This window comes from Faecalibacillus faecis, assembly GCF_003024675.1.
In the GTDB taxonomy this organism is placed as follows: Bacteria; Bacillota_I; Bacilli_A; order Erysipelotrichales; family Coprobacillaceae; genus Faecalibacillus; species Faecalibacillus faecis.
In genome coordinates this window covers 1-24,329 of record NZ_PYLP01000021.1, presented here as the reverse complement: position 1 = coordinate 24,329, position 24,329 = coordinate 1, and the positions used below count along the sequence as shown (strand labels likewise).

The window sequence follows — 24,329 nt, the reverse complement described above, 5'->3', positions numbered from 1 at the left end:
ACCCTAAAAACGACATTTCACGACAAATGAAAAAGTAAAGTATCATAAATAGTAAAATATGAATCGACAAGGGAGGTTTTTTTATTAACAAATAAATAAGTAGTTTTAAACATAATAATTTTAAATAAGGGGAGGAAAAGAAAGTTATGAAGATAAAAATAAAGAAAATAATAGCAAGCGTACTTATATTCATGATGATTTTTACACAAATGCCTTTAGCATCAACAAATGTGTATGCAGCTGACGACAATGGAATAACAATTTCTGGAAATGTAATGAATGTTACGCCAAATACAACATTTCCAATAGTGATTGGGGATGAAGAGGCAAAATATGGCGTAGTTGATACTATTAATATAGAAGGAGGTCAATATTCTCTAAAAAAAGACAATCGATTTTTTACCATTGTTACAAAAAGAGCTATAACTGTTAATATTAATGGTAATATAGATGTTGCAGACAAATGGAGAGGATATGGTTGGTTCATTATCGGCGGTAGTAAAAATAATTTTACTATTAATGGTAAGTATCATACTGTAAATGCCAACTTTTTAACATTCTTCGATAGCAGTGTTGGTACAGCGTCTATTAATGATTTAACAATAACAACAAATGCTCAAAAAGCAATAATAAATAGAACTACCAATTCGACAATTAGTATCAATAATTGTACAATAAAAAAGTTGCAAAATATTCAAAATAGCTGTGCATTAAGTAACAATGGTTATGCAGAAATAACAAACACTACTATAGAAAATGGAATGATTGCAAATGGTACAATGATTGATTTCGTTAATGAAACACCAAGATATAATGGGTTAGTCTTAAATAATAGTAACGTAACTAATAATTATGGTGATGCAATTCAATTTGGAAAATATTGGAAAAATAATTGGAAGAAGATAGAGATTACAAGTTGCACAATAAAGGGTCAAAACTATGGTATATCTTCAAGTTTGAATTACTACTATAATGGAGGATATAAATATTTAAATATAAATGGAAATACAACAATATCAGGTGGTAATGCTGGAATTTATCTAGAAAATTCATCTAGATTAGATATTTCTAATTATACAAATACATCGCCACTTTCAATAAGAGTTAATGAAGATGATTTATCAAAAGAGTATTATTTAACAAATACAAATTTAACACAAGATTTCATTGATAAGGTTTCTATACTTAATGATGATTGTAATGTGCTTTTTAAATATAAAGCTTTGACAGTAATTAAACATACTCATAATTGGGTATATGAAGTAAATGATAATAGTACAATTTCTGCTCGATGCACTACTAGTGAAAATTCATGTAGTTACAATACAAATGCGGTAGAATTAAAAATTAGTGCAGATGATATGGATTATACAGGAAAAGCTTATAGTGGTTTATCGTTAAAAGATAGTGACAATAATGTGGTTACTGATAATAAATTTCCTGTCACTAAAAATGATATAATAATTGAATATGAAGGAAAGGATTATACAAAAAGTGAAATTGCACCTACTGCAGTAGGTGATTACGAAGTATCTGTTAGTGTTGGTAAACAAACGGTAACAAAGAAGTTTAAAATAAATAAAGCAAATTCTTGTTTATCATCTCCTCCTAAAGCGAATGAGTTAACTTATAATGGTAAAGAACAAGAACTTGTAACAGCGGGAATAGCTGATGGAGGAACAGTTTATTATAGTTTAAGTGAAAATGATGGTTGGTCAACAACAATTCCAAAAGGAAAAGAAGCAGGAAAATATCGTATTTATTATTATGTAAAAGGTGATGAAAATCATAATGATTATAAAACTGATCATGGCTTTGTTGATGTAGAAATCAAAAAAGGCACACCAAGTATAAATGTAGAATTTGCAAAAAATCTTACATATAACAGTGAAAAACAAAACTTTATTATTAATGCTGAAATTCCAAAAGGAACAATTTTAAAATATAGATTAAATGCTAAAGATAAATGGACAACAGAAATTCCATCTGCTGAAAATGCAGGGGAATATACTATATATTACAAAGTAGAAGGTGGAAGTAATTATAATGATAGTGAAGAAAAGTCTTCAAAAGTAAAAATCAATCAAAAAGAAGTAACAGTTTCAAATATCAAAGCAAATGATAAAGAATATGATGGTAATAATTCAGTAAAATTAGACTTTAATGATGCTCATTTTGATGGTAAATGTGGAAATGATCAATTATCAGTTACAGCAGATGGAAACTTTACAGACGTAAATGCTGGAGAAAATAAAAAAGTTTCATTGTCTAATTTAGTTTTAAATGGTACAGATAAAAATAACTATGTATTATCGCAAACAGGAAATCAAACTGAAACAACTGCTACAATTACGCCAAAATCTTTAACATCTAATATGGTAACGCTAGATGGAGAAGATAATACCTATATGTTTAATAACAGAAATATGATTAAACCAGTTGTTACAGTAAAAGATGGGGAAACTGCTTTAACAAATAATGATTTTGAAGTTAGTGGTGAAGTAGAAAAAACAGACTATGGAACATACACATTAAATGTTGTTGGAAAGGGAAACTATCAAGGAACAGTTCCTGTTCAATGGTCTATTAATGAAAATAAAGCTCCTACAGGAACAATTAAAATAGGTAATAACACTATAAATAAAGTATTAAACAGTTTAACATTTGGCTATTTCTTTAAAGAAACAAAAGCTGTCACTATTACAGGTAGTGATGGTGAAGGAGAAAGTGGAGTTAAAGAAGTATCTTACTATTTAGCTAATGATATTTTAAGTATAGAACAATTAGAAAATGTTACATGGATTAAGATAGATAATGGCAAAACATTTAATATTAATCCAAATAATAAATATGTTATTTATGCTAAGATTGTAGATAATGCAGGAAATAGTAGCATTATTAATTCTGATGGTGTTGTTCTTTACAGTGATTCAACATCGGCCGCAGAAAAGCTAGAATATACAAAAACAACTGAAAGTAATTTAACAGCATCGGTTAATTTAAATGGGAATGAAATTAAAGATGTTGCCATTGGAAATGATTCATTAGAAAAAGATGATTATTATACTGTTAATGGTTCAACAATTACGTTTAACGGTAGATGTTTAGATAAATTAGAAGCAAAAGATTATACATTAACAGTATCTTATAATCCTTTAGGTGTTGAGTATATAAATAATCAAGGTAATCAAGCACCAAGAACTACAACTATTACTTTAAAAGTGAAAAAGGCAAATGGTTCTATCACAAATATTCAAGATATATCTAAAGAATACGACGGACAAGTAGTTAAACAACCAACGTTCAATAAATTAGGAACAGGTAATGATACTATTGAATATAAAGTAAAAGATGCAGATGACACAACATATACAACAATAAAACCAAAAGATGCAGGAACATATAAAGTAAGAGTGACTGTAGGTGAAGATGGTACTTATGAAGCTACAAGTGGTGAAAAAGAATTTACAATTACTCCTAAAGAATTAAATGTTACTGTAGATTCTGTAACTAAAGAATATGATGGTAATAAAAACGCATCAGTAACTGGAAGTGTGGCTACAGGAATTGATGGTGAAACACTTACAATAAGTGGTTTAACTGGAATATTTAATAGTAAAAATGTAAAAGATGCAAATAAAGTTACAGTAGATCCTAGTAAAGTGAATGTTACAGGAAATGATTCTACAAATGTGAATAACTACACATTAGTTTATCCTGAATTAGTTGCAGGAAGTATTACACCAAAAATAATTGATTTAAAATGGAATAAAGAATTAACTTATAATGGAAAAGAACAATTACCAACAGCTACAGTTAATAACTTAGTAGATAGTGATAAATGTGAAGTTACTGTTGATGGAGCTCAACACAAAAATGTAGGTACTTATAAAGATGCTGCTAAAGCTACAAAAGTAAGTAATCAAAATTATAAGTTACCTGAAAATGTAACAACAAGTTATACAATTGGTAAAAAACAATTATCTATTGAAGGTTTAAAAGCTGTAAATAGAAAATACAATGGTACTAGTGAAGTTGCATTACAAGGCGGAAAACTTACAGGTGTTGTTGGAAATGATGAAGTATCTATTGATATGCCAAAAATGGGTACAGTAGAAAGCTCAAATGCAGGAGAAAATAAAGCAGTAAGTTATACTAAATCTGCTTTAAGTGGTGAAGATAAAGATAACTATGAATTATTAGAAACTGTATGGCCAGCATTAACAGTGACAATTAGTAAAACAGATGAATCAAATACAGTAATTACAACTACTCAAAATGAATTAGATAAAACGTATGATGGATATGAAGTTGTAGATGTAAAATCAACATCTAACAATAAAACTACTCCAGTTGTTGAATATTCATTAAAAGGAAAGAATGAATATTCAACAACAAAACCAAAGAATGCAGGAGAATATACAGTAAGAGTGACATATCCAGCTGATGACAATTATGAAAAATCATCAGTGACAAAAGATTTTACAATAAAAAAAATGAAAACAAGAGTTTCAGCAATTGATTTATCAAAAACATACGGAGAAAAAGGTTATGAATTGATGTATAGTTTTGATAGACTTGCAAGAGAAGATCGATTAACTGGAATCATTCTTACAAGACAAGAAGGAGAAGATGTAGGAACATATAAGATAAAAGTAAGTCAAAAAGAAGGATCAAATCCAAATTATGATATTACTTTTAAAGATGGAACATATACAATTAATCCATTATCGATTGATAAAGGAACAGTTGTATTAGGAAATGTTTTAAAATATACAGGAGAAAAACAAACACAAGAAGTAGAACAAGTTTTAGTCAATGGAAAAGCATTAAATAAAGAAGATTATGAAGTATTAGATAATCAAGCAACGAAAGAAGGAAAACATGTTCTAACAATCAAAGCTAAAGGAAATAACCATACAGGATCCTTTGAATATAGCTATGCAATCTTACCAAAAGAAAATGATAAGATAGGAACAGGATCATTTACTGTTAAAACAACAGGAGATGTAGAAATAAGTAGAGAAGAAGTTATAGATCTCCTTATTGAAAACAAAGAAATAACAGCAAATGAATTAAGTGAAATAGCAGAAGGTAAGAAAGTAGAAATCGTATTAGAAGTAAAAGAAGCGCAAGCAAATGAACTTATTGAAACAAATACAAAAGGATATAAAGTAGGAAAATACTTAGATATTACACTTTATAAGAGTATTAATGGAACAAATGAAAGTATACATGAACTTACAAAAGTCATGAAAGTAACAATCAAAGTTCCAGAAGAACTAATCAATAAAGATAGTAAAACTAAGAGAGAATACTTTATCGCAAGAAGTCATAATGGAAAAGTAGATATCTTAGAAACAAAATATGATGAAAAGACAAACAGTTTAACATTTGAAACAGATAAGTTCAGTGACTATGCAATTCTTTATAAAGATATGAAAGAAAAAGAAACAGTAAAACCAACAGTAAAAGTTGAAACAACAAATAAAGAAACTGTAAAAGCTGAAAACAAGAAAGAAGTGAAGAAGGTTAAAACAGGGGATAGTACAAATAGTGTGCTTTATTTGGGGTTATTTGGTTTTAGTTTATTGATTATTTATTGTATTGTGATGAAAAGGTTTATTAGATAGTAAAATTATAAAGAAGTCTCTTTGAATAGGAGACTTCTTTTTGCATTTCACACCCTAAAAACGACATTTCGCGACAAATGAAAAAGTAAAGTATCATAAATAGTAAAATATGAATAGACAAGGGAGGTTTTTTTATTAACAAATAAATAAGTAGTTTTAAACATAATAGATCTAAATAAGGGGAGGAAAAATAAGTTATGAAGATAAAAATAAAGAAAATAATAGCAAGCGTACTTACATTTATGATGGTCTTTACACAAGTGCCTGTAAATGTATTTGCGGAAACTAAAGGAGAATCAATACCTCTTGATATAACGCTTGTGCTAGATGTGTCTGGAAGTATGGATGATCCATTAAGTGGTGGAACAAAAAGAATGAGTGTTTTAAAGGATTCTGTTTATCAGTTGATTGATGAATTCTCAACTAAAAATACAAACATTGAAGATGTTAGTAAACAAAATAGAATTGCAATTGTTAAATTTGCAGGGGATAAAAATAATAAAGTAGGAAATGATACATACACTAGTGGAGGATATAGATATAACTATACTCAAGTTGTAAGTGACTACGTTGCTGTACAAGATACGAATAAAGGTGATTTAAAAGAAAAAGTAAAAACAATTAATGCGTCAGGTGCAACAAATTCACAAGCAGCTATGGAGTTGACAAAAAATTTGGTAAATAGTAGTGTGAATGACACAAATAGAAGATATGCCAAAAGAGTAGTAATTTTTGTTACGGATGGTGTGCCAACAACTCAAAGTTCGTTTGATGATGATGTAGCAAACAATGCTATATCTATTGCAAAATCTATAAAGAAAAATGCATTTATTTATTCTATCGGATTATCTGCAAAGACAAATAAAACTATTGTAGGTGATGATGGGGATGGTAATTGGACAGAAACAGAAAAGTTTAATGCCTATTTACATGGTATATCTAGTAATTATCCAAATGCGACAGATTATAAGAATTTGGGTAATAAATTAAACGGAGCAAATTATTACAGAGGGGTTAAATCTTCTACTGAAGCGCATGATACATTTGCTGAGATTATTAGATTACTTTCTAATATGTTGTTTGATCTTGCGGACTATACAAAAGTCAATGAAGCAAAAGCTAAAGTGCCAAGTAACTTAAATATTTACACAGAAGAAACAGTTAATGCATTGCAAGAAGCACTTGATGCAGTAGAAGAAGGAAAAAATATAACAGAACAAGAAACAGTAGATGGATATGCTAAAGCTATTAATGAAGCAATCAATAGTTTAGTAATAAAAGATGCTAATTATAAAAAAGTCAATGAAGCAAAAGCCAAAGTGCCAAATGACTTAAATATTTATACAGAAGAAACAGTTAATTCATTGCAAGAAGCGCTTGATGCAGTAGAAGAAGGAAAAAATATAACAGAACAAGAAACAGTAGATGGATATGCTAATGCAATCAATGAAGCAATCAGTAAATTAGTATTAAAAGATGCAGATTATAAAAAAGTCAATGAAGCAAAAGCTAAAGTACCAAGTAACTTAAATATTTACACAGAAGAAACAGTTAATGCATTGCAAGAAGCGCTTGATGCAGTAGAAGAAGGAAAAAATATAACAGAACAAACTGAAGTAGATGCAATGGCAAAAGCTATTTACGAAGCAATCAGTAAATTAGTATTAAAAGATGCTAATTATAAAAAAGTTAATGAAGCAAAAGCCAAAGTGCCAAGTAACTTAACAATTTACACAAAAGAAACAGTTAATTCATTGCAAGAAGCACTTGATGCAGTAAAAGAAGGAAAGAAAATAACAGAACAAGAAACAGTAGATGGATATGCTAAAGCTATTTACGAAGCAATCAGTAAATTAGTATTAAAAGATGCTACACCAACAAAACAAGAAGCAGTAACACCAACAGTAAAAGTTGAAACAACAAATAAAGAAACTGTTAAAGCTGAAAACAAGAAAGAAGTGAAGAAGGTTAAAACAGGGGATAGTACAAATAGCGTGCTTTATTTGGGGTTATTTGGTTTTAGTTTATTGATTATTTATTGTATTGTGATGAAAAAGTTTATTAGATAGTAAAATTATAAAGAAGTCTCTTTGAATAGAAGACTTCTTTTTTCTTTGGACTAAACGTCCATTGAAGAAAGAAAAGAAGAAAGATAATATAATGGTAGAAAAAGAACAAATATTTTATAAAAGTCAAGTCGTTTTGGTTAGGAAACTCGCAAATTTGACACAAACTTGAGACAAAATGAAAGAAGAACCATGATACAATTTACTTGTAACAGATCTAGATAAGTTACCTCAAATAAAAAGAAAGTAGGTAATAATAAATTGATAGTGACAAATAACTTAACACCTGATAGTGCCTGTCGTACCTTCTTCAGTAATGATGTTCATTTTGCATCTTTTTCTAATGCCTTCTTATTTGATGGAAAACAGGTCATTCATCCTGAAAGACTTGTTCGCTACGAAAACGATACTTCATTTATTATCAATGATACAAAAAGCGTAGAGGATGAAAAAAGAAGAAGGGATATTGTCGTCAAAACCGATATCAATGGGATCTATTGTCTTTTTGGTATCGAACATCAAAGCAGTATTGATCAAGAAATGGTGATTCGCTGTGGTAATTATGAAATGGTGGAGTATCTAAAACAGTTAAAAAACAAAAGACTCGTTCCACAGCTTATGGTTGTTTTCTATACAGGATCAAGGAAATGGGAAGGACCTTTAAAATTAAGTGATTATTTAGAAATACCCAAAGAATTAAAACCTTATTTTAATGATTGGAAAATCTATTTGGTAGATGTTAAAGACATCGATACGAGTAAAATCAAAGATAAACAAACACGTTACTTTATCGAAGCGATACAGAACATGTATAAGGGAAACTATGATAAGTTGCATCGAAAAATAAAGATGAATAGAAATAACTTTATTTATGCAGCAATTATTACAGGAAGTTTAGATTTAATCAAAGACTTACCAGAAGGAGATGAAATCGATATGTGTGAAGGAATGGAAAGAATGGCAGAAGGATTTAGAAGTGAAGGACGTAAACAAGGTATTCTTGTGGGAAGAAATGAAGGTAGAAAAGAAGGAAAACTAGAAGAAAAGAGAAGTACATTAAAAGAACAATTAATCATTAAATTAGGAGCTGTTTCAAGTCGTTTAGAAGAACAACTTACAAATGCATCACTTGAAAAATTAAATGTATTAACGCGAAATATATTTGATATTACAAGCGAAGAAGATGTTTTAAGAATTATTCATTAAAATTTTTTGAACAAAGCTGTAAGAAAATGAAATCGTTTCTTAACAGTTTTTATTTTTTGTTTAGAGTGCTATAATTATGTAGGTAGTAAGAAAGGATGAAATTATGTACGCAAAAAATACATGGGAAAAATATGCAAATTGTGTAAATGATGTTATGGAATATAATGAAGGTTATAAAGATTATATTTCAAAAAATAAAACAGAACGTGCTTGTGTTAAGGATTCTATTCGTTTAGCAGAAGCTAAAGGTTTTAAACCTTTATCATCTTTTGATCATTTAAAGACAGGTGATAAGGTTTATGTTATTAATAGAGATAAGAATATTGCTCTATTTATTATTGGTGAAAAACCTTTAACTGAAGGTATGAGGATTTTAGGGGCTCATATTGATTCGCCTCGTATGGATTTAAAACAAAATCCTCTTTATGAATCAGAAGGATTTGTTTTAGCGGATACGCATTATTATGGTGGTATAAAGAAATATCAATGGGTTACAATTCCTTTATCTTTATATGGTGTGGTTTGTAAAAAAGATGGTAGTGTTGTTGATGTTGTCATTGGTGAAGATGAAAATGATCCTGTAGTTGGTATTAGTGATTTATTGATTCATTTATCAGCTGATCAATTAGATAAAAAAGCAGCTAAAGTTATAGAAGGAGAAAACTTAGATGTGACTTTAGGAAATATGCCACTTGTTGGAGAAGAAAAAGATGCTGTTAAAGCGAATATCTTAAAATTATTAAAAGAAAAATATGATATTGAAGAAGAAGATTTCATTTCTGCTGAAATTGAAGTTGTACCTAGTGGAAAAGCAAGAGATTATGGTTTAGATCGCTCAATGGTAGCAGGATATGGTCATGATGACCGTGTGTGTGCTTATACTTCTTTAACAGCTCTTTTAGATAGTGAAGTATCCGAATATACAAGTTGTGCTATTTTAGTGGATAAAGAAGAAATTGGTTCAGTAGGGGCCACAGGAGCACATTCTTTATTCTTTGAAAATACTGTTGCGGAATTATTATTAAAGATGGGAATTGATAGTTTTATTCAAACAAGACTTACAATGGCTCGTTCTAAAATGTTATCAAGTGATGTTTCTGCTGGTGTTGATCCATTATTTGTAAGTGTGAATGATAAGAAAAATGCTGCTTATTTAGGTAATGGTATTGTCTTCAACAAATATACTGGATCAAGAGGTAAAAGTGGAAGTAATGATGCTTCAGCAGAATATGTTGCACAAGTTCGTGCAGTCATGGATAATGCAAATATCCATTATCAAACAGCTGAATTAGGACGTGTTGACCAAGGTGGAGGCGGAACAATCGCTTATATCTTAGGTAATTATAATATGGATGTTATTGATGCTGGTATTGCGGTTTTAAATATGCATGCACCAATGGAAGTTGTAAGTAAAGTAGATGTTTATGAAACTTATCAAGCTTACAAAGCTTTTTTGAAAAATGCTTAGAAATACTCCTTTTGGAGTATTTTTTATTATCTATTTTTTAAACAATATGTTATGATAAATGTATTGTTAGAAAAGGTAGGTTTTTATGAAAGAAAGAGAACAATTTAAATCAAGAATTGGTTTTATTTTATTGTCCGCTGGATGTGCTATAGGAATAGGAAACGTATGGCGTTTTCCTTATGTTGTTGGAGAAAATGGAGGAGGAATTTTTGTATTGTTTTATCTTTTCTTCCTTCTTTTAATAGGTGTCCCTATTTTAAGTATGGAATTTTCCGTAGGGAGAGCGAGTAAAAAAAGTGCTATAAAATCCTTTGAAACATTAGAAAAGCCAAAACAAAAATGGCATTTACACGGTTATATGGCTTTAGTAGGAAATATCTGCTTAATGATTTTTTATACAACTGTTTCAGGTTGGATGTTGAAATATTTTTATAATTTTTTAACAGGACAATTTGCAGGTTTATCTACAAAAGGTGTTCAACAAATATTTTCAAATGTTCTAGCAAGTCCTTCTACAAATGTTTTTTGGATGATTGTTGTAGTAGCTTTAGGAATGCTTGTATGTTCGATGGGACTACAAAATGGGGTAGAACGTATTACTAAAGTAATGATGTCAGGACTCTTAGGGCTTATTATGATTCTTGCTATTCATGGTTTGTTATTGGATGGTGGTATGGCAGGTGTGAAGTTTTATTTATATCCTGATTTTCATAAGATTTCTGAAATAGGACTTGTTAAGGTAATTGTTTCTGCCATGAATCAAGCTTTCTTTACTTTGAGTATTGGTATCGGTTCAATGGCAATCTTTGGAAGTTATTTAAATAAGGAACAAACTTTATTAAAAGAATCGTTGAATGTGGCGCTGTTAGATACTTTTGTCGCTATTATGGCAGGATTGATTATTTTTCCAGCATGTTTTTCTTTTGGAATTAGTCCTGATAGCGGTCCTAGTTTGATTTTTATTACGTTACCCAATGTTTTTGTTTCAATGACAGGTGGAAGGATTTGGGGTTCACTTTTCTTCTTATTTATGTCATTTGCTTCTTTATCAACGGTTATTGCTGTTTTTGAAAACATCATTGCTTGTACAATGGAATTACTAAATATTGACCGTAAAAAAGCAGTGATGATCAATTTTGTAGTCATTACAGTTTTATCATTACCATGTGCTTTAGGTTTTAATGTTTTAAGTAATATTCAACCATTAGGTGCAGGTTCTACAATTCTAGATTTAGAAGATTTTATTGTAAGTAATTTATTACTTCCATTAGGATCACTTGTTTATTTATTATTCTGTACTTCTAAATATGGTTGGGGATTTAAAAACTATCAAAAAGAAGCAAATATTGGAAAAGGTTTAAAAGTACCTGACAAAATGCAATTTTATGTAACAGTTATTTTACCGATTGTAGTTATTTTTGTTTTTATTAGTGGAATTATCTAGGAGAAAACATATATGAATGTAAGATGTGCTCTTATGGATGATTTAGAGGAAATTATAGAACTTTATGATGCTGTTAGTGATGCTATGAAAGAGAGTGCTTTTGATATTGGCTGGCGAAAAAATCTCTACCCATCAAAAGAAATGATTCAATCAGATATCAAACAAAAAACTTTATATATCTTACAAAAAGAAGAAAAGATCATAGGGGCAATGGTATTAAATCATGAAAGTGACCCTTGTTATCAAAATGTTTATTGGCAAATAAATGTTGATGATACAGAAGCAATCATTTTGCATCGTTTTTGTATTCATCCAAATTATCATGGATGTGGTAAGTATTTTCTAAAACAAGCTTTGAAAATTGCCCAAAAACAAAACCAAAGGGTCATGCGTTTGGATGTTTTATCTTCTAATTTACCAGCTATTCGCCTTTATGAAAAATGTGGTTTCTTATTGCAGGGAAAACAAATGATGGATTATGGTAAAACTGTTATAGCATATTTATATGAAAAACTAATTTAAAGTGTTGTGAAATAATTTCATAGCACTTTTTTTTGGACTAAACGTCCATTGAAGAAGAAAAAGAGGAAAGCTAAAATAATGATAGATAAAAATTAAATCGCCATGGTTAGAAAACGAACAAATTGACTTTGATAACATGGTACAATAACATCAAAAAAACTCCTTATAAATATGATAAATAATACAAACAAAAAGCGATGTATGAAACCTTAATATAAAAAATTTATATAAGGAGGAAAGATGATGTGCATTAAAGAAAGAAATGCTAGTGACAGTACCTGTAAAAAACTACTCAGAGATAAAGGATGCTTTGCGGATCTTTGTAATTATGCTTTTTTTCAAGGAAGACAGGTCATTCAACCTGAAGAACTTGTTTCAAGAGAAAATGATCTGTCGACCCTGATAGGAAAGGTCGACAAGCCAACAGAGATCAAAAGATATCGAGATGTGGTAAGAAAGGCAAGTATTCATGGAGAGTATGTGATTATTGGAGTTGAACATCAAAGTACTTTTGATGAAAAAATGATCTTTCGCATACTCAACTACGATGCAACGATTTATATCAATCAGGTTGAAAGCAAACAAGAAGTCTATCCAGTAGGAAGCTTTGTGTTCTATACGGGAGATAAAGAATGGAAATCACCAGAAACATTGAAAGAGACATTGAAAAATATTCCACCAGAGATGGAACCTTATATCAATGATTGGAGATTACCTGTTGTCGAACTTAAAACAATGGATGCAAGAAAGCTTACCAATCAACGATTAAAAGAAGTTGTAGAAATCAGTCAAAGTATGTTTGCAGGAAATTATGATGATTTAAGAAATAATCGTAAAATCGAAACAGAAAGCTTCATGATGGCGGCAACATTTACACGTACGAAAATTAAAAGAGAAGACTTACCAGAAGGAGATGAAATCAACATGTGTGAAGCAATGGACAGATTATTTCAAAGATTTGAAGATCGTGGAATGGAAAAAGGAGAGACAATAGGATTTGAAAAAGGTGAACGTTCTGGAATTGAAAAAGGAAAACGAGAAGAAAAACAAAATACTTTAAAAGAACAACTTAAAGTAAAACTAGGGACCTTATCAAGACCTTTAGAAAAACAACTTACAAGTACATCGCTAGAAAAACTAAACGAACTTACATTAAATATATTTAATGTAACAAATGAAGAAGATGTTTTAAAAATTATTAATTAAACAGACAAAAAGAGAAGAATTTTGTGTTCTTCTCTTTTATTCTACCCACCATTTAAATAGGAAGAAAGGCATATTAGAAAACATGAGGTAACGGGGAAGTAAATATTGTTTATCGTGACGTGTCATGTGCCTATTTTGATTATAACTAAAAGCGAGTTTGACAGAACTTGATTTGAGGTAATCTTGTGCATTTTGACAGCTCACACCATAAGGAAAAGCAAAATAATCTGTTGACACAAGACCTTTATTTTTTTCAAAGTCTTTTTTTATTTCATCAATTTTCATTGTTTCAATTTTCTTTTTATAAGGAAGATGACCAATATGGTGCATATTATAAGAATGACTGTAATATTCGACATACTGATCATTTTTTAAATCTTCTTTTTGTAAGTAAAGAGGATTGTTGGTTTTGGTTTTATAACCAATGACAAAGTTTGTAGCTTGTAGTTTATATTTTTTTATAATGGGTTTAATGACAGTATTAAAGTTTTTATAACCATCATCAAAAGTTAAACAAACAGCTTTTTTAGAAATCTCTTTTTTACCATGATAATAGTTTTCTACTTCTTTCATGGATAAACATTGATAGTTATCTTCAGCTAAATATTTCATTTGTTTTTCAAATTGGCTGACAGACATAAAATAAGGGTTTGATGCATAGTTTTCTTTTTTTTCTTTGTCACTTACTACACCATGGTAACCTAATACCGCAATCCCATCTTTAACATTTTCATGAATAATGACATCTTTTGTAATCCAACCAAGTCCAATGGTGACATAACAAACAAGAACACATAAAATAATTTTAAGTATATTTTTCATAAAATTCCAACTTTCTATAATTATTAGTGTATAGAAAAAAGAAAGTGATGTCAAAAAAAGCTATGAAAGATCATAGCTTAGAATACATGAGATAAACATGGCAAGAACGAATTCTTTTAAGAAAAGATTTTCATAATTAAGGTTTTCTTCTTTTTTTGAAATAAAATAAGATAGATAATTTTTAAATATTTGATGATTTGTGAGCTCTTTGAATGATTGTGCAATATTTTTTAAATCAAGACGCTCTATTTCTCTTAAATCAGGCTTTAAATCATTTTTGATTTCTTGGATAAGTTCATTAAAATGATAAACTTTTAAATCATCATAATTATGTTCTTCTAAATAGAGTTCTAGACCTAAAATAAAATAATCATCTAATTGTAGAGAGTCTAAATATGTTTTTTCTTTTAATAAATCAAGTAAAGGTGTTTCATCATTGATGGTGAGTAAATGATGATTGTAATGATCTTCATAATTTAAAATTTGATTATGAAAAGATAAAGCAATTTCTTGAGGGATTTCTTCATTATAAAAAGTAAATCGATATCCTTTAAGCTGTTTAAAAGTTTTTAAAGTATCAAGATAACCAAGACGTACTCTTTGATCTAAGAGTTCACGATTAAAATCGAGAAAGCCACCTAAATGCTTTGAGGGACGAATAAAAGTAATATTATGACGATGTAAAAGATATTGATGCGTTAGCTCTTGATTAAGCTCAATAGCAATAATTTTTTGTGCTCCCATTTTTAAAGCAAGAGAGATTGGTAAATTATCATAGTAACCGCCATCAATATATCCTTGTTTATTAATGTAGTGAATTGGAAAAGCGGGAAAACATGAAGCAGAAGCAATTGCATATTCTACAATATTTTCTTCACTCATTTCATCAACGGTAATCTCTAATGGTTTCATTGAAGGAAAAGCAACAGTACATAAACCATATTTAATTGGTGAATTTTTTGCTTTTTTTCCATTGTAAAGTCCTTTAATTAATTGGACAAGGGGTTCAATATCAGCACCTTTTTTATCAAGGTATGACTTTAAAAAAGGACCAATATTTGAAGAATTATTCATAAGATTTTCAATTGAAAAATCAAATTGAATGGGATGTTTCAAAACCTTTTCTAAAGATAAAGTATCCCATAATTCATAGAGTTTTTGATAATCTTCTTGGGCAATAAGTAAACCATTTAAAGCTCCAATAGAAGTTCCTGTGACAATATCAAAATGATATCCTAATTCTTGTAATGCCTTCATACAACCTGATTCATAAGCTCCTTTAGAACCTCCACCAGATAAAACAAGACCATATTTCATAACAACACATCCTTTTAATTAATTATACTTTTTATCTAAAAAAATACAACTTTAGCATTTTAATATATGGAGAGTTTGTTATAATTATATGGCAAGGAGGATTAAAAAATGAAAAATGTAGTGAAAACAGATCAAGCTCCAGGAGCTATTGGCCCATATAGTCAAGGAATACAAGTAGGGGATATGTATTTTTTCTCAGGACAAATTCCTCTAGTACCAAGTACAGGTGAAATGCCAGAAGGAATCGAAGCACAAGCTCATCAAGCTTTAAAAAATGTGAAAGGGTTACTAGAAAGTCAAGGTTTATCATTTTCTAATGTTGTTAAAACGACTGTCTTTTTAGATAATATGGATGATTTTACAACAGTTAATGGTATTTATGCTGAATACTTTGTAGAACCTTATCCTGCAAGATCTGCTGTAGAAGTTGCTAAACTTCCTAAAGGGGCTTTAATTGAAGTAGAAGTTATTGCTAAAAAATAAAAAAAGAAAAAGATTTATAAACATGATTTTGTCTATAAATCTTTTTTATATTATAAGAATAAAATTGCGATAATACCAACTGCAAAACAGTAATATGAGAAGTAATTTAATTTCTTCTTATTTAAAATACTAAATAATAAGTTAAGTGCTAAGTATGTGACAATGGCACTGACAATAAAACTAATTAAATAAGGAAGCCATAAAGCAGCAACTGTTGAACTTGTTAAGAAATCTTTTAATTTTAAAATGATAGCCCCAAAACTTACAGGCATGAACATAAAGAATGAAAAATCTCGTGCAGCTTTTTGATCAAGGCCACCAAGCATTCCTCCGGTAAGTGTTGAACCACTACGAGATACACCAGGAAGTAAAGCTAATAATTGGAAAAATCCCATTCTTAAAGCATCCCACAAATTCATATTTTTTGCTGTTCTTCTGCCTTTATAACCAAATTTGTGAATAAGCATTAAAAAACATGAAGTTAAAAGTAAACAACATCCTACTAATTTTGGATTAGAGAAAGCATGTTCAATATAATCATTTAAGAACACACCACCAATTGCAGCAGGAATTGTTGCCACAATTAATAACATACAAAATCTAAAATCTGGTAATAATTCATCTCTTTCTTGCGGTTTAGCAATATATCCAAAAAATGCTTTGATTAAACGAATGATATCTTGACGATAATAAAACATAATGGCAAGTAATGATCCTGTATTGACGATTACTTCAAAAGTTACATCATTCATTTGTGGAACCATTAGACCTAACTTTTCAAAAATACTTTGAAATAAAACTAAATGTCCACTACTAGAAATAGGAATAGGTTCACTAAAACCTTGAATAGCGCCTAGAATAGCATAGACAATAATATCCTTAATTAAATTCATATTTTCACCTCGTCACCCATTATATATGAAAATATCATAAAAATATACAAAAACATGTTTTTTAAGAAATAGCATATATTAAAAAAGGAGGAATTTCTATGATTGTTAATTGGGTCAAAGAAGATGAAGAATTATTAGAGCCCTATGAATGGGCTCATGGAGATGATATTGAAATCATCTCAACCCTATCTTGTTATAAAGTAGACAAACAAACACTCCATGATTTTATCTATGGATGTCTCCATATTTTTGAACCTTCTTTATGTCAAAAAGTTTTTGCCATTGGAGATGGTAATTATGCTTTAGCTATTGAAACAGATATCAATGGTAAAGTATGCTATCGTAGTGTTTTTGATTTTTGTGATCGGGATAAAATGAATAAAAAAATAATGTCTTTAGCTTTAAAAGATATTCCTTATCAAATGTATGATGAAGGTGAAATGAAAGAATATGGATTAACTAGAAACGAACGCTTAAAGAAACAATATATTGAACAAAAAATAGATGAACTTTATATCGAAGATTATGAAGCTTTTTTAAAACTTTGTTATCAACTGAATATTCAAGATGAACAAAGTATTCAAAAATATAATCATTTAAAAAATAAGATAGAAAAAGGTTTTAGCTTTATTCATGAAGTGCTTTTTCATGAACTTACTAAAAAGGAATACAAAAAGAAATAAGCATTGCTTATTTCTTAATTGTGATTCCTATTTTTCTTTCTACTTTCGCAAGTTTCTTTCTTGCCATATAGCGTGCTTTATTAGCTCCTTCAGTTAAGATTTCATCAATATAATTTCCTTGATTGATTTCATTATATTTATCATGAATCTTTTGTAATTCTTGACCAACTACTTCAGCAAGATCTTTTTTAAATTCACCATAACCTTTACCTTGATAACGATCAACTAATGAATCAATACTTTCACCACTTAAAATAGAATAAATAGTAAGTAAGTTAGAAATACCTGGCTTATTTTTAACATCATAATAAATACGATTATCACTATCTGTGACAGCTGACATGATTTTCTTTTTAGAAACATTAATATCATCTAAAATATAAATACATCCTTTACCTGTTTCATCTGATTTAGACATTTTCTTTGTAGGGTTTTGTAAATCCATAATACGTCCACCAACTTTTGGAACAAGAGGTTCAGGTAATTTAAATGTTTCACTATAACGATTATTAAATCTCTCTGCGATATCTCTGGCAAGTTCACAATGTTGTTTTTGATCTTCACCAACAGGTACATAATCAGGATCATATAATAAAATATCAGCATTCATTAAAGAAGGATAATTGAAAATCCCTGCTCCAATAGATTCATCTTTTTTAAGTTTACTTGCTTTATCTTTGTATTGAGTCATACGAGAAAGTTCTCCCATAGAAACCATACATCCTAAATACCAACCAAGTTGAGCGTGTTCTAAAACATCAGATTGTAAAAATAATGTAACTTTTTTTGGATCAAGACCAGCTGCAAGATATAAAGAAATAAGATCTTTCGTATTTTTTCTTAAATCTTTAGGTTCTTGATAAATGGTCATTGAGTGTAAGTTTGCGACAAACACGATCATTTCATATTCATCTTGATAAGAAACAAAAGGTTTAATAGCGCCAATATAATTTCCTAAAGTTACTCTTCCTGTTGGTTTAATTCCACTTAGCATTCTTTTCATAAATATTCCTCCTTAAAAATAAAAAACGTCCTAAAAAAGGACGTTTGAACGTGGTACCACCTTTATTCGTATAAATTTTATACGCACTCTATTTTAACGCAATGAACGGTAAAAGACTCATGCCTTTTACAACTCCAGAATCCCAATTTCTTTTATATAAAAGACTTGTTTGCATCACCCACAAGCTTTCTAAACAATTTATATAAAATACTTATATTCCTTCAAAGTCTTTAAAAACATTATAGAAATGTTTTATTTAAAAATCAAGGGGATTTCAAAAAAGAATATACAAAAAATAAAATTGATGTATAATGTGAACAAAGGAGGAATAGAATATGATTCGTATTTATACTGCTCCAAGTTGTGCTTCTTGTAGAAAAGTAAAGTCTTGGCTTAATGAAAATAAAATACCTTATGTTGAAAAAAATATCTTTTCAACTTTATTAAAAGAATCTGAACTCCGTGAATTACTAGAACGTAGTGAAAATGGAACAGATGATATTATTTCTAAAAGAAGTAAAATTATTAAAGAAAATGATATTGATATTGATTCAATGAAAATCAATGATCTTATTAAATTCATACAAGAAAATCCTTCTGTTTTAAAAAGACCTATTATGATTGATGAAAGAAGATTTCAAGTAGGTTATAATGCTGAAGAAATTCGTGTCTTTATTCCAAAAGAATTAAGAAAACTTGCAGAATGTCAAGATTTAGACCATTGTCCACAATTCAGTAATAAAGATTGTTTAAACTTTAAAAAAGAATATGAAAAAGATAGAGAAAAAGGGTCAATTTAATTAATTCTTTTTTAGGAGAAATTATGAAAAAAATATTAAAACTAATCGCAACACTTATATTAATGTTTTCTTGTTTTTATCTTGCAATTTCATTATTTTTAAGTCATTTAGTGATAAATGACATTCTTACAAATGTGGTTGAATCTTCTACTGTAACTGATGCTTTAGTTGATTCATGTAAAGATGCTTTTAAAACATTAAATGTTGATGAAGATAAAGCAAGAGAAGTTGTTACTTCTATTCAACAAGATCCTACAACCCAAAAACTCATTAGTGAATATCTAGATACAGCCATCAATGATGCGATGCTAGGTGAAAATACATATGATGATTCTTTATTAAAAGAAGCTTTGAAAAATAAAAAAGAAGATGTTTATGATCTTATTCAACCTACTGTTCCTAAAGTTATTTATTCATCGCTTTATGATCAAGCGATGAATCAAATTGATTTAAGTAGTGCTCATCAACAAGTTGTTAATAAGATTCAAGATACGATAAACAGTAATGAAAAATTAAGGCTGGCAAAAAAAGCTTATGAATTAAAAAATAAACCAAATACAATGATCAGTATTGTCCTAATGATTATTTCAACAATTTATTTAATTCTAATATCTTGTCAAGATAAACTTATTACTAAATGTTTATCTGTAACATATTTATTATCAGGAATTTTAACTTTCTTAATAGCTTTTACAATTGTCTTAGGTTTAACAACAATGATTTCTTCAACAATGGATATTCAATTATCATCCATTAAATATATGTATATTTGTGGTTCAGCTTATTTCTTTGTAGGAATTATTTTATTAATTATGAATGCTTTTTTAAAAAGAACCAGTGATTATTAAATCATTGGTTCTTTGCTTGTAATAGGCGTTTTATTTTACTTGGACAATTTGATGTGTATTGAAGATGATAAGGTTTGATGATTTCCTTGAAAGTTTCAAGTCCCTTTTTTGAATCATTGACTTCAAATTCTATTTCATAATCATGATGATGATTATATTCGTTTTCATCTAAAGAAAGCATACCATCGAGTAATAAAATATCATGACGAATTGTCGTTAAATAATCTCCACATTGTAAGTCTTTGATATAAATCTTTTCTTTTTTTAATAAATCAAAGATTTCATTTGAAATATCTTGATGATTAAAAATCATTTCTTTGATTTCTTGATTGATATCAAGATTAAGTTCTTTTAAACCTTCTTTGGCAGGTCTTTTTAAAGTAAGTTCATAACTTCCCTTTTTCTCTCTGATTCTTAAAGAATATTTTCTTTTTTCTAATTCAGGATGAAAAAGATAATAATTTGTTTGTTGGTAAGAATCTGTAATTTGTTTCTTATAATCTTTAAGTATTTGATGAAATAATTTTTCATCCAATAACATTTTAAATTCAATTTCAATATGTTCCATAACGTTGCCTCTTTGCTTAATGTTCTGGATATATTATAATACACTTATATGGAGGGTTGAAAGATGAAATACGCATTAATGATAAGAAATGATGCTCTTTCTAAAGAAACAGCTTTAAAAATTAAAGAAGGCTTAAAAGATTTTTTTATGTATGATGATCAAAATCCTGACTTAGTGATTTCTATAGGTGGTGATGGAACGATTTTAGAAGCTGTTCATCATTATTTAAATAAGGATTGTTGTTTTGTAGGAATACATACGGGGACATTAGGGTTTTATACAGATTATCAAGTAGATCAAGTAGATCAATTTATTAAAGATGTGACCTCAAGAGAATTTACGACAATGAAACGCTATCTTTTGGAAATAAAAGTGAATAAAAAGAACCAAAGTGAAACGTATTATGCTTTAAATGAGTTAAGACTTGATCAAGGACTACAAGCACAAGTCATTCATGTTTATATTAATGATGTTTTATTTGAAGTCTTTAGAGGAAATGGTTTATGTGTTTCAACGCCTTCAGGTTCAACAGCTTATAATAAATCTTTAGGGGGAGCAATTATTTATCCAGGTATTCCTTTGATGCAAATGACAGAAGTGGCAGGGATTCATCATAATGCTTATCGTTCTTTAGGTTCAAGTTTGATTTTAGATGAGAGTCAAACGATTAAACTTGAAGGAAATCAATTTAAACATGCTTTAATTGGAATTGATCATATTCATCTACAAATGGATGATGTGGAAAGTATTGAAGTAACGATTGGAAAACGTTATGTTAATTTTATTGAATATAAAGAAATGTCTTTTATTAAAAGAGTAAGAAGAGCTTTTATTAATTCATGATCATAGAAGTAGAAAAGAATATTTTATTAAGAGATTATTTGCAAGAATTACCAATTAGTAAAGCAATGGTTAAAAGGATTAAAAATAAGGGAGATTTTCTTGTTAATGGAAAAAGTCAAACTGTACGCTACTTTCTTCAAAAAGGAGATCAATTAGAAATCATCTTTCCTCAAGAAGAATCATCGATTCAACCAGAAAACATCCCCTTAAAAATCATTTATGAGGATGCTTATTATTTAATTATCGATAAAGAAAAAGGAATGCCGTGCATACCTACTAAAAGATATCAAAGTCATACTTTATGCCATGCACTTATGTATTATTACAAACAAAAAGGAATTCAAAGCCAAATCCATCTTGTCAACCGTTTAGATAAAGATACTTCTGGTTATATGCTTGTTGCGAAAAGCTCACAAGCCCATGCTTTGCTTTCAAAAGATATTAAACAAGTCCAAAGAATTTATCATTGTTTAGTGGATGGTCATTTAAAAGAAGATGGTTATGTAGAACAACCTCTATTAAAAAGCGAAGACTCCATAAAAAGAATCATTGATGAAAAAGGACAATACGCTAAAACGTATTATCATATTTTAGAACAACGTGAAAACCAAACGTTAGTTGAATGTGAATTGGTGACAGGAAGAACTCATCAAATAAGGGTGCATATGGCTTCTCTCCATCATCCTTTAACGGGTGATGTTCTTTATGGATCAAAGGAAGGAAACTTTTATTTAGAAAGTGTACAAATAAGTTTTATTCATCCTTATACAAAAGAAAAAATACTATTTAAAAAATGAGGTTAATTATGGAAAGAATTATAGAAATATGTTGTGGAAGTTATGAAGATGCTTTAAATGCTTATCATGGTGGGGCAAAACGCATTGAACTTAATACTGCTTTACATTTAGGTGGTTTAACACCATCTCTAGCATCTTTAAAACTTACAAAAAAGAATACAAATTTAAAAGTAATTACAATGGTAAGACCAAGAGGTGCAGGATTTTGTTATAACGAGATTGAATTTGAAGTGATGAAAGAAGATGCAAAATCTTTATTAGAAAATGGAGCCGATGGAATTGCTTTTGGTTGTTTAAATAAAGATGGTTCTATTTGTATTAAACAAACAAAAGAAATGATTGGAATTATAAAAAGTTATCAAGGAAAAGTGGTTTTTCATCGTGCTTTTGATTGTGTTGAAGATCCTTATGCTTCGATAGAATTATTAATTGAATTAGGGGTGGATCGTATTCTTACTAGTGGATTAAAACCTAAAGCAATGGATGGAAAAGATTTAATTAAAGATTTACAAGAAAAATATGGAAGTCAAATTGAAATACTTGCTGGAAGTGGCATGAATGCAAGCAACGCCAAAGAAATGATGAAGTATACAGGAATTTATCAAGTTCATAGTTCTTGTAAAGATTGGGTCAATGATTCAACAACACACAGACATGAAGTTTCTTATGCTTATGCACCTGTTCCTCACGAAAATGATTATGATGTTGTATCCAAAGAATTGGTTGAAAAAATTGTAAAAAGTATTTAAAGGACTTTGTCCTTTATTTTTTGGAGGGTTTTTATGAAAGTAAAAGATTATTCGTATGAAACATTTCCTAGATATACTAAAGATATCGAAGGAGCTTTAGAATTAAAAGGAAATAAAGAAAATTTAAGATGTCGTTTACGCGACGTCTACTATCAAGATAATTGTTTTATTCGTTTTCTTTTCCCAAATACGATTTTAGATGAACAAAGAAAATATCCACTAATAATTCATGTTCAAGGATCAGGCTGGTATCCACAAGATATGAATGATCATATTTTTGATTTCTTACCAATTGTAAAAGCGGGATATGTCTATGCGATTGTACAATATCATGGAGCTCCAGACTTTAAATATCCAACGCAAGTTAATGATGTTATTCAAGCTATTGAATATTTAAAAGAAAATGATCAGGATTATCCTATTGATTTAAGTAGTGTCTATTTAAGTGGTGATTCATCAGGAGGTCATATTGCTTTATTGATTGCTTTACAAAAAGGTTATGCTTTTAAAGGGGTTATTGACTTATATGGGGTAACAAATTTTATGACTTTTAATGATTGGTATAGTAAATATGATTGGCAGGAAGAAAAAAATGTGATTGATTTTTTAGGTTCACTTGATAAAGAACTTTTAATAGAAGCATCACCTATGACATATGTAAAAGAAAAGATGAATTTACCACCCAATGGCATGAACTTAAGAAAGATTTTATTTCTTAAGTTTGTGCCTTTATTATTATGCTTATCTTATTAAAATTGTACATGAAAAAAAGCGCAAAAGGCACCTAATAAAATTTATCATTTTTTTAAATTTTTCAGTTGTTTTTTATCTCATATTATCCTATCATTATTGTAACGATGGAAAAGGAATTCCCTATACTACAGGGGCTGGATTCAGTGATTAGTGGTCACAAATCCAGCTTTTCCTTTTGCTACTGGTGGATTCCTACGCCCATCTATTCTATGCCTTGTTTTCGGT

20 protein-coding genes and 1 other annotated feature are annotated in these 24,329 nt (G+C 29.1%); of the genes, 15 read left to right on the top strand and 5 right to left on the bottom strand.

The window, feature by feature from the left end:
* The first annotated feature begins 146 nt into the window (after nucleotides 1–146).
* The 7 genes from C7U55_RS11685 (at nucleotide 147) to C7U55_RS11655 (ending at nucleotide 13,545) form a co-directional block, all read left to right on the top strand.
* Nucleotides 147–5,633: a YDG domain-containing protein gene (locus C7U55_RS11685; RefSeq protein WP_106988717.1), complete on the top strand. Its 5,487-nt coding sequence runs from the start codon at nucleotides 147–149 to the stop codon at nucleotides 5,631–5,633.
* A 197-nt stretch (nucleotides 5,634–5,830) separates the two neighbouring features.
* Nucleotides 5,831–7,702, top strand: a complete 1,872-nt coding sequence (locus tag C7U55_RS11680) for a VWA domain-containing protein (RefSeq protein ID WP_106988716.1) — start codon at nucleotides 5,831–5,833, stop codon at nucleotides 7,700–7,702.
* A gap of 264 nt (nucleotides 7,703–7,966) precedes the next feature.
* The gene (locus tag C7U55_RS11675) at nucleotides 7,967–8,905 is read left to right on the top strand and encodes an Rpn family recombination-promoting nuclease/putative transposase (RefSeq protein WP_227280513.1); all 939 of its coding nucleotides are present in this window, start codon (nucleotides 7,967–7,969) and stop codon (nucleotides 8,903–8,905) included.
* A gap of 103 nt (nucleotides 8,906–9,008) precedes the next feature.
* Nucleotides 9,009–10,373, top strand: coding sequence for an aminopeptidase (locus C7U55_RS11670; protein WP_106988714.1), 1,365 nt, complete (start codon nucleotides 9,009–9,011; stop codon nucleotides 10,371–10,373).
* 85 nt (nucleotides 10,374–10,458) lie between these two features.
* Entirely contained in the window at nucleotides 10,459–11,817 is a 1,359-nt protein-coding gene (locus C7U55_RS11665; RefSeq protein ID WP_106988713.1) for a sodium-dependent transporter, read from the top strand.
* 12 nt (nucleotides 11,818–11,829) lie between these two features.
* Nucleotides 11,830–12,339, top strand: coding sequence for a GNAT family N-acetyltransferase (locus C7U55_RS11660; RefSeq protein ID WP_106988712.1), 510 nt, complete (start codon nucleotides 11,830–11,832; stop codon nucleotides 12,337–12,339).
* A 243-nt stretch (nucleotides 12,340–12,582) separates the two neighbouring features.
* On the top strand, nucleotides 12,583–13,545 hold the full coding sequence (locus C7U55_RS11655; protein WP_162297450.1) for an Rpn family recombination-promoting nuclease/putative transposase: 963 nt from the start codon (nucleotides 12,583–12,585) through the stop codon (nucleotides 13,543–13,545).
* A 36-nt stretch (nucleotides 13,546–13,581) separates the two neighbouring features.
* On the opposite strand, the gene C7U55_RS11650 is transcribed toward C7U55_RS11655, so the two are convergent.
* The gene (locus C7U55_RS11650) at nucleotides 13,582–14,367 is read right to left on the bottom strand and encodes a polysaccharide deacetylase family protein (RefSeq protein ID WP_106988710.1); all 786 of its coding nucleotides are present in this window, start codon (nucleotides 14,365–14,367) and stop codon (nucleotides 13,582–13,584) included.
* Between the two features lie 60 nt (nucleotides 14,368–14,427).
* Nucleotides 14,428–15,684, bottom strand: coding sequence for a patatin-like phospholipase family protein (locus C7U55_RS11645; RefSeq protein WP_106988709.1), 1,257 nt, complete (start codon nucleotides 15,682–15,684; stop codon nucleotides 14,428–14,430).
* Between the two features lie 108 nt (nucleotides 15,685–15,792).
* Between C7U55_RS11645 and C7U55_RS11640 the strand changes: the two genes are divergently transcribed.
* Entirely contained in the window at nucleotides 15,793–16,167 is a 375-nt protein-coding gene (locus tag C7U55_RS11640; RefSeq protein ID WP_106988708.1) for a RidA family protein, read from the top strand.
* Nucleotides 16,168–16,217: 50 nt separating this feature from the next.
* Here the strand turns inward: C7U55_RS11640 and C7U55_RS11635 are convergent, their stop codons facing one another.
* A complete protein-coding gene (locus tag C7U55_RS11635; protein ID WP_048924373.1) occupies nucleotides 16,218–17,060 on the bottom strand; it encodes an undecaprenyl-diphosphate phosphatase in 843 nt (280 codons plus the stop codon).
* A 98-nt stretch (nucleotides 17,061–17,158) separates the two neighbouring features.
* Between C7U55_RS11635 and C7U55_RS11630 the strand changes: the two genes are divergently transcribed.
* Nucleotides 17,159–17,743, top strand: coding sequence for a hypothetical protein (locus C7U55_RS11630; protein WP_048924374.1), 585 nt, complete (start codon nucleotides 17,159–17,161; stop codon nucleotides 17,741–17,743).
* 7 nt (nucleotides 17,744–17,750) lie between these two features.
* On the opposite strand, the gene trpS is transcribed toward C7U55_RS11630, so the two are convergent.
* Nucleotides 17,751–18,746 (bottom strand): tryptophan--tRNA ligase, encoded by a 996-nt coding sequence (trpS, locus tag C7U55_RS11625; RefSeq protein WP_106988707.1) that lies wholly within the window; start codon nucleotides 18,744–18,746, stop codon nucleotides 17,751–17,753.
* Nucleotides 18,747–18,779: 33 nt separating this feature from the next.
* Nucleotides 18,780–18,980: a binding site (T-box leader), on the bottom strand.
* A gap of 101 nt (nucleotides 18,981–19,081) precedes the next feature.
* Here trpS and spx point away from each other — a divergent pair.
* Together spx and C7U55_RS11615 are read left to right on the top strand one after the other, a co-directional pair.
* Complete coding sequence (gene spx / locus C7U55_RS11620; protein WP_048924376.1) at nucleotides 19,082–19,546, top strand: transcriptional regulator Spx; 465 nt, start codon at nucleotides 19,082–19,084, stop codon at nucleotides 19,544–19,546.
* A gap of 23 nt (nucleotides 19,547–19,569) precedes the next feature.
* Nucleotides 19,570–20,394 (top strand): hypothetical protein, encoded by an 825-nt coding sequence (locus C7U55_RS11615; RefSeq protein WP_106988706.1) that lies wholly within the window; start codon nucleotides 19,570–19,572, stop codon nucleotides 20,392–20,394.
* Nucleotide 20,395: 1 nt separating this feature from the next.
* On the opposite strand, the gene C7U55_RS11610 is transcribed toward C7U55_RS11615, so the two are convergent.
* Nucleotides 20,396–20,962: a CYTH domain-containing protein gene (locus tag C7U55_RS11610; RefSeq protein WP_106988705.1), complete on the bottom strand. Its 567-nt coding sequence runs from the start codon at nucleotides 20,960–20,962 to the stop codon at nucleotides 20,396–20,398.
* A gap of 63 nt (nucleotides 20,963–21,025) precedes the next feature.
* On the opposite strand from C7U55_RS11610, the gene C7U55_RS11605 reads away from it, so the two are divergent.
* Genes C7U55_RS11605 through C7U55_RS11590 form a run of 4 tightly spaced genes read left to right on the top strand, consistent with a single transcriptional unit; the run spans nucleotide 21,026 to nucleotide 24,104 of the window.
* On the top strand, nucleotides 21,026–21,805 hold the full coding sequence (locus C7U55_RS11605) for an NAD kinase (protein ID WP_048924379.1): 780 nt from the start codon (nucleotides 21,026–21,028) through the stop codon (nucleotides 21,803–21,805).
* Nucleotides 21,802–22,602 carry an RluA family pseudouridine synthase gene (locus tag C7U55_RS11600; RefSeq protein WP_106988704.1) on the top strand — a complete coding sequence of 267 codons (801 nt, stop codon included), beginning with the start codon at nucleotides 21,802–21,804 and terminating at the stop codon, nucleotides 22,600–22,602. Before C7U55_RS11605 ends, C7U55_RS11600 begins: the two co-directional genes overlap by 4 nt.
* Before the next feature lie 8 nt (nucleotides 22,603–22,610).
* Nucleotides 22,611–23,351, top strand: coding sequence for a copper homeostasis protein CutC (locus C7U55_RS11595; protein ID WP_106988703.1), 741 nt, complete (start codon nucleotides 22,611–22,613; stop codon nucleotides 23,349–23,351).
* 33 nt (nucleotides 23,352–23,384) lie between these two features.
* Entirely contained in the window at nucleotides 23,385–24,104 is a 720-nt protein-coding gene (locus C7U55_RS11590) for an alpha/beta hydrolase (protein ID WP_106988702.1), read from the top strand.
* Nucleotides 24,105–24,329: the final 225 nt, after the last annotated feature.

Coding starts and splice junctions, on each gene's coding strand:
- C7U55_RS11590 (WP_106988702.1), top strand. CDS start 23,385: ATGAAAGTAAAAGATTATTCGTATGAAACATTTCCTAGATATACTAAA.
- C7U55_RS11680 (WP_106988716.1), top strand. CDS start 5,831: ATGAAGATAAAAATAAAGAAAATAATAGCAAGCGTACTTACATTTATG.
- C7U55_RS11640 (WP_106988708.1), top strand. CDS start 15,793: ATGAAAAATGTAGTGAAAACAGATCAAGCTCCAGGAGCTATTGGCCCA.
- C7U55_RS11630 (WP_048924374.1), top strand. CDS start 17,159: ATGATTGTTAATTGGGTCAAAGAAGATGAAGAATTATTAGAGCCCTAT.
- C7U55_RS11660 (WP_106988712.1), top strand. CDS start 11,830: ATGAATGTAAGATGTGCTCTTATGGATGATTTAGAGGAAATTATAGAA.
- C7U55_RS11600 (WP_106988704.1), top strand. CDS start 21,802: ATGATCATAGAAGTAGAAAAGAATATTTTATTAAGAGATTATTTGCAA.
- C7U55_RS11605 (WP_048924379.1), top strand. CDS start 21,026: ATGAAATACGCATTAATGATAAGAAATGATGCTCTTTCTAAAGAAACA.
- C7U55_RS11595 (WP_106988703.1), top strand. CDS start 22,611: ATGGAAAGAATTATAGAAATATGTTGTGGAAGTTATGAAGATGCTTTA.
- C7U55_RS11610 (WP_106988705.1), bottom strand. CDS start 20,962: ATGGAACATATTGAAATTGAATTTAAAATGTTATTGGATGAAAAATTA.
- C7U55_RS11645 (WP_106988709.1), bottom strand. CDS start 15,684: ATGAAATATGGTCTTGTTTTATCTGGTGGAGGTTCTAAAGGAGCTTAT.
- C7U55_RS11685 (WP_106988717.1), top strand. CDS start 147: ATGAAGATAAAAATAAAGAAAATAATAGCAAGCGTACTTATATTCATG.
- C7U55_RS11665 (WP_106988713.1), top strand. CDS start 10,459: ATGAAAGAAAGAGAACAATTTAAATCAAGAATTGGTTTTATTTTATTG.
- spx (WP_048924376.1), top strand. CDS start 19,082: ATGATTCGTATTTATACTGCTCCAAGTTGTGCTTCTTGTAGAAAAGTA.
- C7U55_RS11670 (WP_106988714.1), top strand. CDS start 9,009: ATGTACGCAAAAAATACATGGGAAAAATATGCAAATTGTGTAAATGAT.
- C7U55_RS11650 (WP_106988710.1), bottom strand. CDS start 14,367: ATGAAAAATATACTTAAAATTATTTTATGTGTTCTTGTTTGTTATGTC.
- C7U55_RS11655 (WP_162297450.1), top strand. CDS start 12,583: ATGTGCATTAAAGAAAGAAATGCTAGTGACAGTACCTGTAAAAAACTA.
- C7U55_RS11615 (WP_106988706.1), top strand. CDS start 19,570: ATGAAAAAAATATTAAAACTAATCGCAACACTTATATTAATGTTTTCT.
- trpS (WP_106988707.1), bottom strand. CDS start 18,746: ATGAAAAGAATGCTAAGTGGAATTAAACCAACAGGAAGAGTAACTTTA.
- C7U55_RS11635 (WP_048924373.1), bottom strand. CDS start 17,060: ATGAATTTAATTAAGGATATTATTGTCTATGCTATTCTAGGCGCTATT.